General features: G+C 66.5%; 12 protein-coding genes. 5 read left to right on the top strand and 7 right to left on the bottom strand.

All coding sequences use genetic code 11. The annotated features are described in order from the left end of the window. Positions 1–227: 227 nt before the first annotated feature. Positions 228–1,649 carry an oligosaccharide flippase family protein gene (locus tag ACQUQ1_RS07525; protein ID WP_435063653.1) on the top strand — a complete coding sequence of 474 codons (1,422 nt, stop codon included), beginning with the start codon at positions 228–230 and terminating at the stop codon, positions 1,647–1,649. Positions 1,650–1,743: 94 nt separating this feature from the next. On the opposite strand, the gene ACQUQ1_RS07520 is transcribed toward ACQUQ1_RS07525, so the two are convergent. Then, positions 1,744–2,805 (bottom strand): glycosyltransferase family 4 protein, encoded by a 1,062-nt coding sequence (locus ACQUQ1_RS07520; protein WP_435063652.1) that lies wholly within the window; start codon positions 2,803–2,805, stop codon positions 1,744–1,746. A 148-nt stretch (positions 2,806–2,953) separates the two neighbouring features. On the opposite strand from ACQUQ1_RS07520, the gene ACQUQ1_RS07515 reads away from it, so the two are divergent. Together ACQUQ1_RS07515 and ACQUQ1_RS07510 are read left to right on the top strand one after the other, a co-directional pair. Further along, positions 2,954–3,883 (top strand): glycosyltransferase family 2 protein, encoded by a 930-nt coding sequence (locus ACQUQ1_RS07515; protein WP_435063651.1) that lies wholly within the window; start codon positions 2,954–2,956, stop codon positions 3,881–3,883. 40 nt (positions 3,884–3,923) lie between these two features. Further along, the gene (locus ACQUQ1_RS07510; protein ID WP_435063650.1) at positions 3,924–5,420 is read left to right on the top strand and encodes a sulfatase family protein; all 1,497 of its coding nucleotides are present in this window, start codon (positions 3,924–3,926) and stop codon (positions 5,418–5,420) included. A 146-nt stretch (positions 5,421–5,566) separates the two neighbouring features. Here the strand turns inward: ACQUQ1_RS07510 and ACQUQ1_RS07505 are convergent, their stop codons facing one another. From ACQUQ1_RS07505 to ACQUQ1_RS07495, 3 genes are all read right to left on the bottom strand, one after another. After that, the gene (locus ACQUQ1_RS07505) at positions 5,567–6,319 is read right to left on the bottom strand and encodes a VOC family protein (RefSeq protein ID WP_435063649.1); all 753 of its coding nucleotides are present in this window, start codon (positions 6,317–6,319) and stop codon (positions 5,567–5,569) included. A 62-nt stretch (positions 6,320–6,381) separates the two neighbouring features. After that, positions 6,382–7,761, bottom strand: coding sequence for an ATP-binding protein (locus ACQUQ1_RS07500; protein WP_435063648.1), 1,380 nt, complete (start codon positions 7,759–7,761; stop codon positions 6,382–6,384). Positions 7,762–7,830: 69 nt separating this feature from the next. Continuing rightward, on the bottom strand, positions 7,831–8,925 hold the full coding sequence (locus tag ACQUQ1_RS07495; protein ID WP_435063647.1) for a hypothetical protein: 1,095 nt from the start codon (positions 8,923–8,925) through the stop codon (positions 7,831–7,833). A gap of 777 nt (positions 8,926–9,702) precedes the next feature. On the opposite strand from ACQUQ1_RS07495, the gene ACQUQ1_RS07490 reads away from it, so the two are divergent. Further along, positions 9,703–10,617 (top strand): hypothetical protein, encoded by a 915-nt coding sequence (locus tag ACQUQ1_RS07490; protein ID WP_435063646.1) that lies wholly within the window; start codon positions 9,703–9,705, stop codon positions 10,615–10,617. A 22-nt stretch (positions 10,618–10,639) separates the two neighbouring features. On the opposite strand, the gene ACQUQ1_RS07485 is transcribed toward ACQUQ1_RS07490, so the two are convergent. From ACQUQ1_RS07485 to ACQUQ1_RS07475, 3 genes are all read right to left on the bottom strand, one after another. Next, a complete protein-coding gene (locus ACQUQ1_RS07485) occupies positions 10,640–11,077 on the bottom strand; it encodes a TIGR04206 family protein (RefSeq protein WP_435063645.1) in 438 nt (145 codons plus the stop codon). Between the two features lie 50 nt (positions 11,078–11,127). Beyond that, positions 11,128–11,973 carry a hypothetical protein gene (locus ACQUQ1_RS07480; protein ID WP_435063644.1) on the bottom strand — a complete coding sequence of 282 codons (846 nt, stop codon included), beginning with the start codon at positions 11,971–11,973 and terminating at the stop codon, positions 11,128–11,130. Between the two features lie 148 nt (positions 11,974–12,121). Further along, positions 12,122–13,231 (bottom strand): OBG GTPase family GTP-binding protein, encoded by a 1,110-nt coding sequence (locus tag ACQUQ1_RS07475; protein ID WP_435063643.1) that lies wholly within the window; start codon positions 13,229–13,231, stop codon positions 12,122–12,124. A gap of 203 nt (positions 13,232–13,434) precedes the next feature. Between ACQUQ1_RS07475 and ACQUQ1_RS07470 the strand changes: the two genes are divergently transcribed. Beyond that, positions 13,435–13,635: a VNG_1110C family protein gene (locus tag ACQUQ1_RS07470; protein WP_435063642.1), complete on the top strand. Its 201-nt coding sequence runs from the start codon at positions 13,435–13,437 to the stop codon at positions 13,633–13,635. Positions 13,636–13,705 lie beyond the last annotated feature (70 nt).

The raw sequence follows: 13,705 nt of genomic DNA, 5'->3' as shown, positions 1-13,705 counted from the left end.
TCATGCTCCATCCGTCCCGGCTGAACTCAAATCGACGTTGGCTTTCCCTATGTTCGGTTAATCGTTCACCGGTGCGAGCATGAGCACGTCCGCGTCTATCACAAGTATGAATATGTGCCCGGTGAACCGCCGTAATATCCTCCACACGGTCGTATCCCTCAACGTATGCTACTGAGAATCGGACTGTCGGTACTCAGAAGCGGGACTCTCCGTTCGGAGGTCTGAGAATGCGAGTCACGAAGAACGTCCTTCTGACCGGCTTAGCGTACGTGGCGACCACCGTCGTCGGGTTCGTCGGTACGTGGTACTTCGCGAGGGAACTGGGCCCAGGTCCCCTAGGAACCTTCGCACTCGGTGTGAGCCTCGTCAGGTGGGCGATCACCGCCGACTTCGGAGTCGGGATCGCGACGATCAAGCGGATCAGCGAGAGCGACGAGGAATCGGCGTACATGAGTGCCTCGACGGTCATTCATTTCCTTCTGGGGGGTCTCGTTCTCGTTCTGTTCACCGTTTTTAGTCGGGAGGTCAACGAGTACATCGGCGTTGAGGCTGTCGGATACGTGATGGCGATCTACGCGTTCGCGATGTTACACAGCAACCTCGCCAGCGGGTTCAACGGGACGAAGCGCGTTCACGTTAAGAACTGGTTCGACGTCGTCGAGCGGGTCATGCGAGTGGGTACGCAGGCCGGCTTGGTAGCCTTGGGGCTCGGCGTGACAGCGCTGTACACCGGATACACCGTCAGCATCATCCTAGTGACGATCGGGATGGCGGTGTACTTGTACCTAAGAACAAACCTCTCGCCCGTCCGACCGTCCTGGGAGCATTTTCGACGCCTCTTCGACTTCGCGAAGTTCTCGTGGCTCGGTCGGGTGAAATCTCAGTCCATTTCGTGGATGGACATCTTCGTTTTGGGATTCTTCGTACAGCCCTCCCAGGTTGGAATATACCAGGTTGCATGGACCGTTACCCGAACCTTCGAACTCCTCTCCACGGCCATTTCGGCGAACGTATTTCCGGAGATCTCCGATCTGTCCTCGGCGAACGACCTCGCTCGGATTCGGACGCTGATTTCGGAGGGATTCGTGTACGCTGGTGTGATCCCGATACCTGGAATCGTCGGCGCAGCGCTCGTCGGTCAGCAAGTCCTGCAGGTGTACGGAGAAGAGTTCACGGCGGGGTATTCGGTTCTGGTCGTTCTCGGAGTGCTCGCGTTCGTGCGGTCCTACGAGCGGCACGTGACGGCAGTAATCGACTCGCTGGATTATCCAGAGCGAACGTTTCGAATCAACACGGTCTTCGTCGTGACGAACACGGCCGCCAACATAGTGTTGATCTGGCAGTATGGAGCGATCGGGGCGGCGATAGCCTCCGTGATCGCAATGTCAGTGAGCTTTCTTTACTCATGGTGGGTGCTCAACGGCATCCTCGATACGAGACTCCCGTACAGGGAGATCGGACACCAGGCAGTAGCGGCGGTCGTAATGGGAGCGAGTGTCCAACTGGTGGACCGGGCAAACGTCGTCAGCGGATTCTACGGACTCTTGCTTACGGTGTTCCTCGGGGGAGTCGTATACTTCGTGGTCCTGCTCACGATCTCGGTCCCGGTTCGCAAGAAGGCCGCCTCCGTGATCGGAGTAGACCTCTGACGAACAGCTGATCGTCGGTCCGACCGGAGAAGGTCCACCCTGACGAGAACCTCGTGACCGGACGTCGGAGGAGACGACGGACGAACCGGATCAGCTACACTCGCTCGTAGACATCGCCGAGTTGGTCGACGATCGAATCCCAGGCGTAGTGCTGCTGTACGAACGTTCGGGCGCTTGCTCCCATCGACCGCCTCTTCTCTGGAGACTGGAACGATTCGATCCGGTCGCGGAGTATCTCGACATCGTCGGGTGGAACCAGATATCCGTTTTCGCCGTCACGGATGACGTCCGAGACGCCACCGGTATCCGTCGCGATCACCGGCAGGCCGACCGCCATCGCCTCCAGAACCGCGTTCGGTAACCCCTCCCCTCGGACCGAGGGGAGGACGAATACGCCAGCGTCGAGCAGATACCGCTCGACCTCGTCGGGAGGAACTTCCCCTACGAATCGAACGTCGACATCGAGACTGGCGGCCAACTCCTCGAGCCGGGCACGTTCCGGGCCGTCACCGACGACACGGAGGCGTTCGTCGAGGCCGTCCAACGACCTGATGAGGTTGTGGACGCCTTTCTGTTCTTTGAGACGTCCGACGAACGTGATCGCCTCGCCATCGGCGCATGCGTCCGGTATCGAGACGCCGTTGCCCACCACTTCCAGCACCCCCGATCCGAACTCCCGTCGAATATCCCGCTTCACCTGTTCGGTCTGGACGAGCACGAGCGTGTCGGACAACACGGTGGATATCATGAACCGTTTGATCGGGTTCTCCTTCATGAAGTAGAAGTCGCCACCTCTGACCCAGGCGAGATACGGGACGCTCGTCAAGATGGAGACCAGATAGCCGATGTATCCATTCGGGTAGATCATCATGCATTGGAGGACGTCGTATCGCTTCCGGTGACGCACAAGCACGAGGAACGCGGCGATCACGAACGTGAGAGTGCTTACGAAAGGAGACCATCGGAGATTCCACAGTCGAACGACGTCGTATTCCTCCGGCGCGTTGTTCGAAGAGCCGCCGTACGATTTCGTGTACACCGTTACGTCGTACCCTCGTTTCCCGAGTTCGCGGGCCATCCGCTCGGTCTGCGTCTCTGTCCCGCCGATCACGTCGGGGGGAAATTCCTTGACCAGGATCGCGATACGCTTCTCCATACGTCGTGACGGAGGTATCCACGGGGGTCCCGTTTGTATGTTTGCTCATCGGATCGAGATCACACAAACGACGTCCCCGACACAGTAGCGCCGTGGGCTGCTCCCTCTGGACTTATGTGAACCGGCCAGAGAAGTCCGTCAGTGAGACATGAGGTCAGATCGAACCGCCGTCGAATCCGGTTTGGTTTCGGTGATAATCCCGACCTATGACGACGACGAATACCTCCCGAGGGCAGTCGAGAGCGTCGTCGAACTCCAAGACTACACACCGATAGAGATCGTACTCGTCGATAGCGCCGAGAGCGACGTCGCCGCACAGCTATCCGAGGATCACCGGAACGTTCGACACGTGCACGCGCCACCGGAAGGCCCGGGCGCGGCGAGAAACGAGGGCATCTCGGCGTCTAGCGGCGAGTTTATCGCGTTTCTCGATGCCGACGACGAGTGGTTGGAGGGGAAGATATCGAAGCAGGTCGATCGACTTCGACAGACGGGGAGCGGATTCTCGTTCACCGAGGAGTACGTGATCACCGAGGACGGAAACGAGGTCAGGTTGTCCGGAATCTCGTTCCCGAAGGGGGAGCCCCCTCACGAGTACTACTTCAAGAAGGGGACGGGGATCGGGTCACGCACGGTGGTCGTTCGGCGGGAGTTCCTCCTCGACGAGCGCTTCGACGAGGAACTGGAAGCCAGAGAGGACCCCCATCTCTGGACCCGCATTCTCCGGAGAACGGACCCGGTCAAGGTATCGGAACCGCTGGCGGTGAAACACGAACGAGGGAACTCCCTCACGTCGGACGAGGAACTGGTCTGGCGGAGCGAACGAAAGGCGATCGTCGATCTGGCGAAGCGATTTCCCGAACTGGAACGGTATCGTGATACGCGGCTGCAGGAGGCAGATTATCGGTTCGGAAAGCGGCTACTCATCGGACGGGAGTCGAACCGTGCGAGACGCACGTTCCTGTCTTCCCTCCGAGAACACGGTCCGGACACCCGGATGTTGGTGTTGCTCGTGGTCACGTTCGTCCCGTATATTCAGCCGGAACTGGTGTCGATACTGGACGAGTTATCTCCATAGTACCGCACGATTTCGATCGCCGAACCCGAGGACGAACGTGATGGCGGCCCAGAATACCGCCACGTTGAAGAAACCGACAACGACAGGTAGTGTAATGAATCGTCCGAACATTCTCCTTCTCGTCCTGGACGCGACGAGAGCGGATCACCTCTCCTGTTACGGGCACTCAAGGGAAACGACGCCCGCCATCGACCGGATGGCGAACAACGGAGTCCGGTTCACGAACGCGTTCGCGAACTCGAACTGGACAGGGACCTCACACGCCGCACTCTTCACGGGGTTACTCCCCTCGACATCGGGGGTATACGCGGGAAATCAGACACTCCCGAGAGACGTGGAGACCCTCCCGGAGGCCCTCCAGAGGGCCGGATACTCGACGTTCGGCGTGAGTGCCGGGGCACACCTCAGAGGTAGTCGGGGGTACGACAGGGGCTTCGATCGGTTCAAGGAGACGTACCGAATCTCGCCGGACAAGGAGTTCGCGACCGCCTTCCTTCGGGATCCATCTCTCCGCAGGCAGACGCTGTTCTCTGTGACGCGGGGGAGCGATACCAAGACCATGTACAAGTTCGATTCCCTCGATCGGTGGATCGGTGAGACGGACGCCCCGTTCTTCGGGTTCATCAACGCGAAGACCGCTCACCACCCGTACAACCCGCCGAGGCCGTACAAGCGTCTGTTCTGCGAGAACCTCCGTCGGTCGAGGTTCCAGTTCGTCGAGAAGGCGTTCGGAGACGAGTTCGGCGAGCGGCAGTCCCTGCCCGGGATGGACTTCGAACGGCTGCAACGGCTCTCGTACCAGTACCCGGTCATCTCCGGAGAGATGGATCCGACCGACGAGGAGTGGGAGGTGATACGGTCCTGGTACGACGGAGCGATCCGATACATGGACGACCGGATCGACGAGTTACTGTCCGCGCTCGACAGGCGGGGCGAACTGTCGAACACCTACGTGATCATCACCGCGGACCACGGGGAGTACTTCGGCGAGCACGGGTTGGAAAAACACTACTACTCGCTGTACGAACCGGTGTTGCACGTCCCACTCGTCATACGGACACCCGAGCGTCAAGGGATCACCGTCGACCGGCCGGTGTCCCTGGTGGATCTGTTCCCGACCCTCCTCGATCTGGCCGGCGAGTCGGTCGATCGACCGAACGCGCGCTCGCTATCGCCGTTCGACGGGAACGACCCGGAAGAAGAACGGCCGATATTCGCCGAGCTCGGCGAGACGGCACCGACCGGCATCACCCGCCACCATCCTGAATTCGACGCGAGCGGGTGCGGTCGTCCCGTTCAGGTCGTCCGAACCGACGAGTACAAACTGATCGCCGGTGCCGACGGGGAGCGTGAGCTGTATCGGTGGCGCACGGACCCGGCGGAGCAGAACGACCGCTCCGCGTCGGAGCCGACAGTGGTGAGTCGGCTTGAGGACCAGATCGCTTCGAACTTGGCCCCGCTTGAGAACGAGGCGCTGAACGAGGAGATCGAGGACGACGACCTGAAGCAGCACCTGGAAGACTTGGGGTACATGTGAGCCCCGCGGGATCCCGACCACCTCATGAGCCGTGTTCCGTCCCGGCGTCCACGCCGACACAGTTCCCGGCGTAGACAGTCCGGTCGAGTCCGGTCCCGGACGGAGGATGTCGCTCAGGGTAGAGGGTGGCGGGAGTGGACGGAGCCCTACCGCTCGATCAACTCGATCTCGTGCCCGTCCTGGTCCTTCGTGAACGCGTAGTTGTAGTCACACGACTCCGGATCGCGATAGTCTTCGGACTCCCGCGTCAGCACCGTCTCCCAGTCGTTCTCCAGGTCGTCCACGCGAACGCAGAGGTGCCCCCACGCGTCCCCCAGATCGTATGTCCGCCCGTCGTAGTTGTACGTCAGCTCCACCGCCATCGCCTCCTCGGCGGCGTCCTCGGGCTTCATGAAGTAGTTCGCGAACGTGTCGGCCTCCCAGCGGCCGGTGTGTTCGTACTCGAACGTCCGGGTCCAGTAGCCGAGCGCCTCGGTGGCGTCCTCGACGCGGATCATCGTGTGGTCGATCGACCAGCGGGCGCCGTGGTCGCGCTCGACGATCTCGATCTCGTGGCCGTCGGGGTCCTTCACGAACGCGTAGCCGGGGTTCTCCTCGGGCGGGCGGTAGTCCTCGACGCCCTCGTCCATCAGCTCGTAGTAGGCCTCCTCGACGTCCTCGACGCGGACGGCGATGTGGCCCCAGGCGTCGCCCATGTCGTAGGTGTGGTCGCCGTGATTGTAGGTGAGTTCGAGGATCGCGCCCTCCTCGTGCATGTCCTCGGGGCCGAGGAAGTAGTTCGTGAAGTCGCCCCCGTCCATCTCGCCTTTCACCTCGTAGTCGAGGTGGGTCGTGTACCAGTCGAGCGCCTCCTCGTCGTCCTCCACCCGCATCATCACGTGGTCGAGCGTGTACGCCATACGCGTCACTAACTCCCGCGCCGTCGAAAAGGATACCGGAGGGGGATGCGACCGAGTCACAGTCACCGTCCACGAAACAGCCCGACGACGTCGTCCGTGGAGAACAGGTGGAGGTCGCCACGTTCGGCCGCAGTTCGCTTCAGATCCGGCGTGAACCCACGCTTCGCGAACAGGGCGTACTGGACGGTCCGGTCCGAACCGTGCCAGCGAACCTCGGGTTCGAGCGCCTCCAGTCCGTCGAGGACGTCCGTCCCGACGGGATCTTCGGTCCACTTGCACTCGCCGAGGAGCAGCGTCTCGCTTCGTTCGTCGATCCCGACGACGTCGATCTCGTCGCCTCCGTACCACCATCGCCCCACACGGGAGCAGGTCACGGGAAACGCTGACGTGGCGATCGCCTGACGGCACACGTCCTCGAACGTCCAACTGACGTGCGTCGGGAGCGTCTCGGCGATCGCCTCGCGGACCGGTTCGGTGCGCCCCTGTTCGAGCGTGCTTCGGTTCGGGGCGACGTATCGAAACCAGAAGCGGAGGAACTGGTCCCGGATCCGGTACACCCCGCGTCCGTCGGGGTCGGTGACCGGCGTCTCCCGCTCGACGAGCGCCAACTCTCCGAGGTTCTTGAGATACCGGGAGAGCGTGCTCGCGTCCCGGTCTATCTCGTTGGCGATCTCGGTGACTCTGGTCGCCCCCGCGGCGATCGCCTCGAGCACGGACATGTACGTCGTCGGCTCGCGGAGTTCCTGTCTGAGGAGGAACTCGGGCTCCTCGTACAGGAACGACCCCTTCGCGAGCACCCGACGCTCGACGTTCACGAGGAGGTCGGCCGACGGGTCGAACTGTTCGAGGTACGCCGGAACCCCGCCGACGACGCTGTACGCGCGGACGAGGTCCGTCGGTCCGTATTCGGGGAGGAACCCCGGAACGCCGCCGAGGGTAAGCGGCTCCAGCCGCCACTGACCGGTTCGCCGTCCGTACAGCGGGCTCTCGTAGCTCAACACGCCCTCCTCCATCATCGAGATAGACGAGCCGAGTAGCACGATGGAGATCTCCGTCCCGTCGAGCGTCTCGTCGACGATCGTCTGGAAAACCGACGGGATCGTGTCGTCCTCCTCGACGAGATACGAGAACTCGTCCAGCGCGACGACGAACGGTCCGTCCGCGCGACGGGCGAGGTACCGGAACGCGTCGACGAAGCCGTCGACGGCGGGCGCGACGTCGTCGAACGCGTCCGCACACCGCTGTGCGAACGCCCGCGCGTTACGTTCGGGGCCGCGCTGGTCGCAGAGGTGATACACCGACGGGACGGACAACTCGTCGAGGACCGTCGTCACGAGCGTCGTCTTTCCGACGCGACGCCGGCCGTAGATCACGAGGAGCTGTCGTGTCTCCTCGTCGAGCCGTGACCGCAGCCACTCCCGTTCGTCGTCCCGGTCGATCATTATGCACGCGATCATATTATCTCGTGCATAAAACGCGTTCCGGTCGATCTCCTCCCACCGGCTGGCCCCTCAGAACCGCTTCCGTCGCTTCTCGGGGACGAAGTCGGGGCCGACCCGCGCGACCACGTCCGCCGGGTCGTCGTGGTCGAACGTCGGGGACTCGTTCAGCGAGAAGGTGTCCGCGCGGGTGCCCGTCTCCCAGCGCAGCGCCGCGCCGTAGGAGCCGCCGGAGAAGGGCGCCAGCGCCGCGCCGTAGCGCTCGGCCAGCGCCTCAAGGAACGTCGCGCGCGTCGTCGCGCGCTCGTCCTCGTACGTCGGCTCGGTCTCGTTGCGCGCGATCGACGCGAACCGCTCGTCCGTCTCGTCGTGGCGGACGTGCCAGAGGTGGGTCGCGAAGCGCCAGCGCAGGCGCGCGGTGTCTCGCAGCGCGCGGGTGAGCGCGCCGTCCAGCGTTCCCGCGCCGCCCTCGTCGTCGTCCTCGTCGGGCGCGTAATCGAGGAACAGCACGTCGCGGTTGAGCCGCTTCAGCGCGCCGGCGTCGAGCAGGTCGACGCAGAGCACGCCGTCGCCGTCCCGCACGCGCATCGTCGGGTGGTCGCCGTCCGCGTCGACGACGCCGGTTCGGGGTCCGACGAGCAGGCGGTACGCCGCCCGCAGCGAGAGCAGGTGGAACCACTCCAGCCGGCCGCCCTCGCCCGCCTCCCCCGACAGCGGCGCCGCGAAGGCGTCGCCGTCGACCGTCCGCGTCGGCTCGGCGCCGGCGGCGGGCGCGAGCGTCGCGTCCGCGCCGCCGACGTCGCAGTCGGCGCCGTCGTACTCCCGGATCCGGACAGCGTCGGAGAGCACCGGCACCACGTCGACGGCCATCGGCACCGCGAGGAACGGCTGGACGGTCTTGTGGGTGACGACGAACAGGTCGAACGTCGAGAACGGGACGAGCTTCTCGCCGAGCTCGGCGAGGCGTCCCTCCATCACCGGACCGCCGCCGGTGTCGAACCAGTGCGGCGGCGTCACCGCGTCGTCGAAGTGCGTCCGGCGGACGTACGTCCCCATGCGGTCGACGAACGGGTCTGGCGAGTCCACGTCGACGCGGTAGACCTTGAACCACCGCTCGCCGGAGCCGCGGCGGACCTGTTGGAAACACACGAGCGCGTCGGAGTCCATTCGTGTCCGGGGAGTCGGCCGCCCGACCAAAACGGTTCGGCGCCGAATGTCGCGATTGATTCTCGGCGGGCGGTCGCGACGGCGTCACGGGACCGACCGGGGAGCGAGCCGGAGGGTTTTGGTTCCCCGGCGCGTCGCCGTCGACCGTGTACTCCCGACACCACGCGGCGGTCTCGGCCGTCGTCGCCGCGGGCCTGGTCCTCGCCCTGCCGCTCGGCGCGACGCCCGCGGTCGCGGCGGGCGCGTGGCTCCTCCTGACGGCCGCGGGCGTCCTGATCGACCTCGACCACTTCCTCGTGGCCCGCCTCGTCCGCGGCGACTGGCGGAACGCCCGACGGGCGCTCGCGAGCCCCCGAGCGGCCGTCCTCGACCAGTCGGAGCTGTTCGATCCCGGCGACCTGTGGCCGCTCCAGCGCCTCCTGAGTCACGCCGTCCTCGCGCCGGTCGCGGTCCTCGCGGCGTGGCTGGCCGGCGGCATGCTCGCCGACCTCGGCGTCACGGCCGCCGCCGCGGGACTCTCCATGGCGGTCGTGCTGTACGTCCACGTGCTGACCGACCTCGCGTGGGACGTGTGGCGCCAGGACCGCTACTTCGAGAACGTCCGCCGGCTCGCCGCCGACGGCGACCCGGACGCCGGAGGCGACCCCGTCGAACGGACCGACCCCGCGGCGGCGACGCCGAGGCCTGACCGGCGGGAGCCCGACCGACCGGAGACGCGGTCGAGCGGGGACGCGACCGGCAGAAGACACATCCCGTCCGAGCCGACAGCCCCCGCGTATGGTCCCCCACGACCGGAGATCCCTCCTGGCCTCCCTCGGCGTCGTCGCCCTCGCGGGGTGTTCCGCCGGCGGCGGCCGCGACGACGGGCAGACCGACGACGGCACCGCGGAGGACGCGACGAGCGTCGACGGCGCGACGGACGACGGATCGGACGGCGAAGACCGACCGGACACCCCGACGCTCAGACTCTCGGTCGCGGAGGAGGTGCCGATCGACGGGCCCGTCAGGGTTCACCCGGGGCCGCTCGCGCGCCTCCTCGAACGTGCCGCGGAACGCGACGGTCCCGTCCGAACGCACGACGGGATGGCGTTGGAGGGGAAGACGCCCGTCCTCCCGGACGTCGAGACCGCCCGGCTCGCGGGCGACGCTGTCGACGACGGCGCGTACGCGCTCGACTTCGACGGCGGACCGCGATACGAGTGGCTGTTCGGCGCGACGTCGGTGGAGGATCCCCCCGCCGACGCCGAGGTGGTCGAGGTGGCGGACCTGCCGGCCGACCGCCGAGCGCTCGCGCTGGAGGCGATCCACGACGGCCGGCCGCGCGCGTACCCGGAGACGCCGCTGGGGACGTGGGCGAGGACCGAGTTCGTCGGCGGCTACGTGCGCCACGAGGGGACGGTGTACCGCGGACGCGAACTGGAGCAGACCGACGCCGCGTTCTTCGCGACGGAGGCGTGGTACGTCGGCACCGCGACGCCGACCGACGGGGCCACGGACGCCCCGCGCCTCCTGCTCGATCCGCTCCCCGACGAGGCCCGGCGGGTCGTCGACGACCTGCTCGCGTCGTGGGCCGAGGAGCTGGACCCCGCGGAGGCGTCGGTAGCCGACCTCGACGACCCGGCTCGGGCAGCGCTGGCGGAGACGGACTGGGTGCTCGCACACGTCGCGGCGTTCGATCTGACGACGGGGTGAGCGGGCGAGAGCCCGCTCACGGTCACGGAAGCGAGGTTCGGTCATCTCGGGACCACGCCCGGTAGCGCCACGCGGCGACCGCCCACAGCGCGAGCGTCCCGACCGGGTAGCCCGTGCGCAGGGGCTGCACCCCGAACCGGAGCGCGACGGAGAGGTTCACCGCGCCCGCGAGCGCGAGCAGGCCGGCGGTGACGCGGGGGTCCTCGCGGCCGGCGAACCCGAGCCCGGCCGAGCCGACCGCGAGGAGCCAGCAGAGGGCCGCGAGGACCCACGGGACGAGGAGCGGCGACCCCGACAGCGCGAGGTACTCGGGGAGCGTCCGGGCGTACACCACGGGCGTGAGCGAGAGCCCGCCCCACGCGAACCGGAGGAAGGGGACGCCGCTGTCGGCGAACACCTGCACCGACCACGGGACCACGCCGCACAGTAGGACGGCGGCGAGGGCGCGGCGCGGGCGCATGGTCTCGGGAGGGCACCGGTGACAAAGAGCGCCCCGGTTGCGGGTCCGGTTCACGGCATGGGACAGTCGTCCTCGTCGGCGACGGTCCGGTTCGGCAGCGACACCGTCGCCGGCTCGTACGTCACGTCGTAGGTGAACCGCGCAGTGACGTCCGCGCCGCCGAGCCGGGAGCGGTCGATCCGGATCTCGAACCGGAGCGGGAGCCCGGACTCCGTCGAGATCCATACCCGAACGTCCGCGCTTCCGGGCGCCGTCAGCGGCGAGATCCGCGAGCCGTCGTGGGCCCCCGGCAGCGACGCCGTCCGCTGGGCCAGGTCGTCGGTCCGCCCGGGGTGCAACACGACCCGGACCTCGCGGGCGGGTTCACCGTCCACGGACTCGACTCCCTCGTCGTACAGTTTGGCCGCGTCGAACGCCGCGCCGAGCCCGCCGAGGAACGTGTAGGCACGCCACGAACGGTTCCGCGGGAGGTCGACGGCGTAGGAGGCGTTCGCGACGTTGCTGTACCGCGAGTACGGACAGGGTCGGTACGCGGTGAAGCCGTCGAGGGTCAGCGTCGTGGCGTCGTCGCCGAACGGGTCGTCGTCGTCGGCGGTCGTGTGGATCCGCATCCGCCGGGCGGTCGCATTCACCGACACGGTGCCGTCGAGCGTGGCGGTCGCGGTCCGGTCGCCGCGCGTCGCCGTCGCCTCGCCATCGACGACGACTCGGTAGGCGTCGACGGTCTCGACGGCGGCGGTCGCCCGGTCGGCCGCCGCCACCGCGGCCGGATCGCTGTCGGGGCGAAGGTGATACCGGACCGTCGGTCCCAGGCCGGCCCAGACGGCGCCGAGGACGATCAGGGAGACGAGTCCGAGTACCAGCCACTGGCCGCGGTCGAGCCGTGTGGAGGGCATCGAATCCGGCGATCGACCGGCGTCGACAAGAGGCTGTCGTCGGACCGGAACGGTACGGGGGCGGAACGGGACAGAGCGGAGGGGGTTCGAGGAGGGAACCGGACCCGATGGCGGACCGGCCGGCGCGAGCCGCGATCCGTCGCGTCGGCTACTTCCGTGCGACGATGCGGAGCACGTCCTCGTCGGCGAGCTCGTGGCCCTTCCCCACCTGCTGGTCGTCGTGTTTGGCCGAGTCGCCGGAGACGCGGGCGAACTTAAAGCGCTCGTCGAAGCTCCCGCCGAGTCTCTCGCAGGCGTCGCCGACGGTGTCGCCCTCGCGGAGCACGAGCGGCTCCTCGTAGTCGACGCCGCGGCCGGGCTTGTCCATGTAGATGCGGATGAGCCCGAGCTCGTCGAAGATGCGCTCCTTCAGGGCGTCGAGGCCCTTCTCCTCCTGTGCGGAGATGAACACCGCCTCCTCGGGGTCGATGTCGTGCTCGCGGAGGTCCTCGTGGACGGTGGGGAGGTAGTCCTCGTCGATGAGGTCGACCTTGTTGACCGTGACGAGCGAGGGGACGTACTCGCGGTTGTCCATCACGCCGTCGATGAGCTCGTCGATCGTGAGGTCGTGCGGGATGGTCACGTCGGCGTTGACGAAGCCGTGGGCCCGGAGGACGTCCTTGACCGTCTCCTCGTCGAGCGACACCTCGTCGCTCATCGTCACCTGGATGCCGTCCTTGTGCGTCTTGCGCACGGAGATGTTCGGCGGGTCGGTGTCGAGGCGGATCTTGTTCTCGTACAGCTCGTGACGGAGGCGCTCGTACTGGTCGATCTCGAACACCGAGAGCATGAACACCACGAGGTCGGCGGTCCGGACGACCGAGAGGACCTCCTTGCCGCCGCCGCGGCCGCCGGCGGCGCCCTCGATGAGCCCGGGCACGTCGAGGATCTGGACGTTCGCGCCGCGGTACTGGAGCATCCCGGGGTTGACGTCGAGGGTGGTGAACTCGTACTCGCCGGTCTCGCTGTCGGCGTTCGTGAGGGCGTTGATCAGGGTGGACTTGCCGACCGAGGGGAAGCCGACGAGCGCGACCGTGGCGTCGCCGGTCTTCTCGACGGCGTACCCCTGGCCGCCGCCGGCGGAGGACTGGTTCTCCAGCTTCTCCTTCTTCTCCGCGAGCTTCGCCTTCAGCCGACCGATGTGCGCCTCGGTCGACTTGTTGTACGGGGTTTCGGCGATCTCCTCGCGGAGTTCCTCGATCTCCTCCTCCAGTCCCATCGCTAGACGGTCCGCCGTCCGCGCGCCTAAACGCTTCCCTTCGACCGACGGCCGCTGTCCTCGACGGCGACGGCGACAGCGGCGACGGCGACGGCGCGATCCGCCGGACGGCCCCCGAGATCGCTCGCCTCGGCGAGTATCACCGGCGATACGGACTTCGGTACGCCTATATTCCGGAACCGCCGAAGCCCAAGCAAGTCTGCATGCCGGACCCCTCCCGTCTCCGAGACAGCACGCAGATCGTCCTCCCGTGCGACGAGCTGGAGGGGATCCGATCGGCGGTCGAGTCCGAGTTCACCGTCTCGGTGTTCGTCGTCGACGGCTGGTGCCGGATCATCGGCAGCCCCGTCGAGATCAAGGCCGTCTCCGAGTACCTCACCAGGCACGGCGTCTCCGTGCCCTGAACGGTTCGAGCCGCCCGGGGCGGCGCCGGGCGGGCGACGGGACCGACAGGCTTTGGACGGGCAGGCCCCT

Source organism: Halobaculum sp. EA56 (genome assembly GCF_051195075.1).
Taxonomy (GTDB): Archaea; Halobacteriota; Halobacteria; order Halobacteriales; family Haloferacaceae; genus Halobaculum.
This window is presented reverse-complemented; position numbering and strand designations above follow the sequence as displayed.

Bases quoted from the DNA above. Each gene is read 5' to 3' on its own strand.
- ACQUQ1_RS07490 (WP_435063646.1), top strand. From the start codon at position 9,703: ATGGTCCCCCACGACCGGAGATCCCTCCTGGCCTCCCTCGGCGTCGTC.
- ACQUQ1_RS07525 (WP_435063653.1), top strand. From the start codon at position 228: ATGCGAGTCACGAAGAACGTCCTTCTGACCGGCTTAGCGTACGTGGCG.
- ACQUQ1_RS07510 (WP_435063650.1), top strand. From the start codon at position 3,924: ATGGCGGCCCAGAATACCGCCACGTTGAAGAAACCGACAACGACAGGT.
- ACQUQ1_RS07485 (WP_435063645.1), bottom strand. From the start codon at position 11,077: ATGCGCCCGCGCCGCGCCCTCGCCGCCGTCCTACTGTGCGGCGTGGTC.
- ACQUQ1_RS07515 (WP_435063651.1), top strand. From the start codon at position 2,954: ATGAGGTCAGATCGAACCGCCGTCGAATCCGGTTTGGTTTCGGTGATA.
- ACQUQ1_RS07520 (WP_435063652.1), bottom strand. From the start codon at position 2,805: ATGGAGAAGCGTATCGCGATCCTGGTCAAGGAATTTCCCCCCGACGTG.
- ACQUQ1_RS07475 (WP_435063643.1), bottom strand. From the start codon at position 13,231: ATGGGACTGGAGGAGGAGATCGAGGAACTCCGCGAGGAGATCGCCGAA.
- ACQUQ1_RS07495 (WP_435063647.1), bottom strand. From the start codon at position 8,925: ATGGACTCCGACGCGCTCGTGTGTTTCCAACAGGTCCGCCGCGGCTCC.
- ACQUQ1_RS07480 (WP_435063644.1), bottom strand. From the start codon at position 11,973: ATGCCCTCCACACGGCTCGACCGCGGCCAGTGGCTGGTACTCGGACTC.
- ACQUQ1_RS07505 (WP_435063649.1), bottom strand. From the start codon at position 6,319: ATGGCGTACACGCTCGACCACGTGATGATGCGGGTGGAGGACGACGAG.
- ACQUQ1_RS07500 (WP_435063648.1), bottom strand. From the start codon at position 7,761: ATGATCGACCGGGACGACGAACGGGAGTGGCTGCGGTCACGGCTCGAC.
- ACQUQ1_RS07470 (WP_435063642.1), top strand. From the start codon at position 13,435: ATGCCGGACCCCTCCCGTCTCCGAGACAGCACGCAGATCGTCCTCCCG.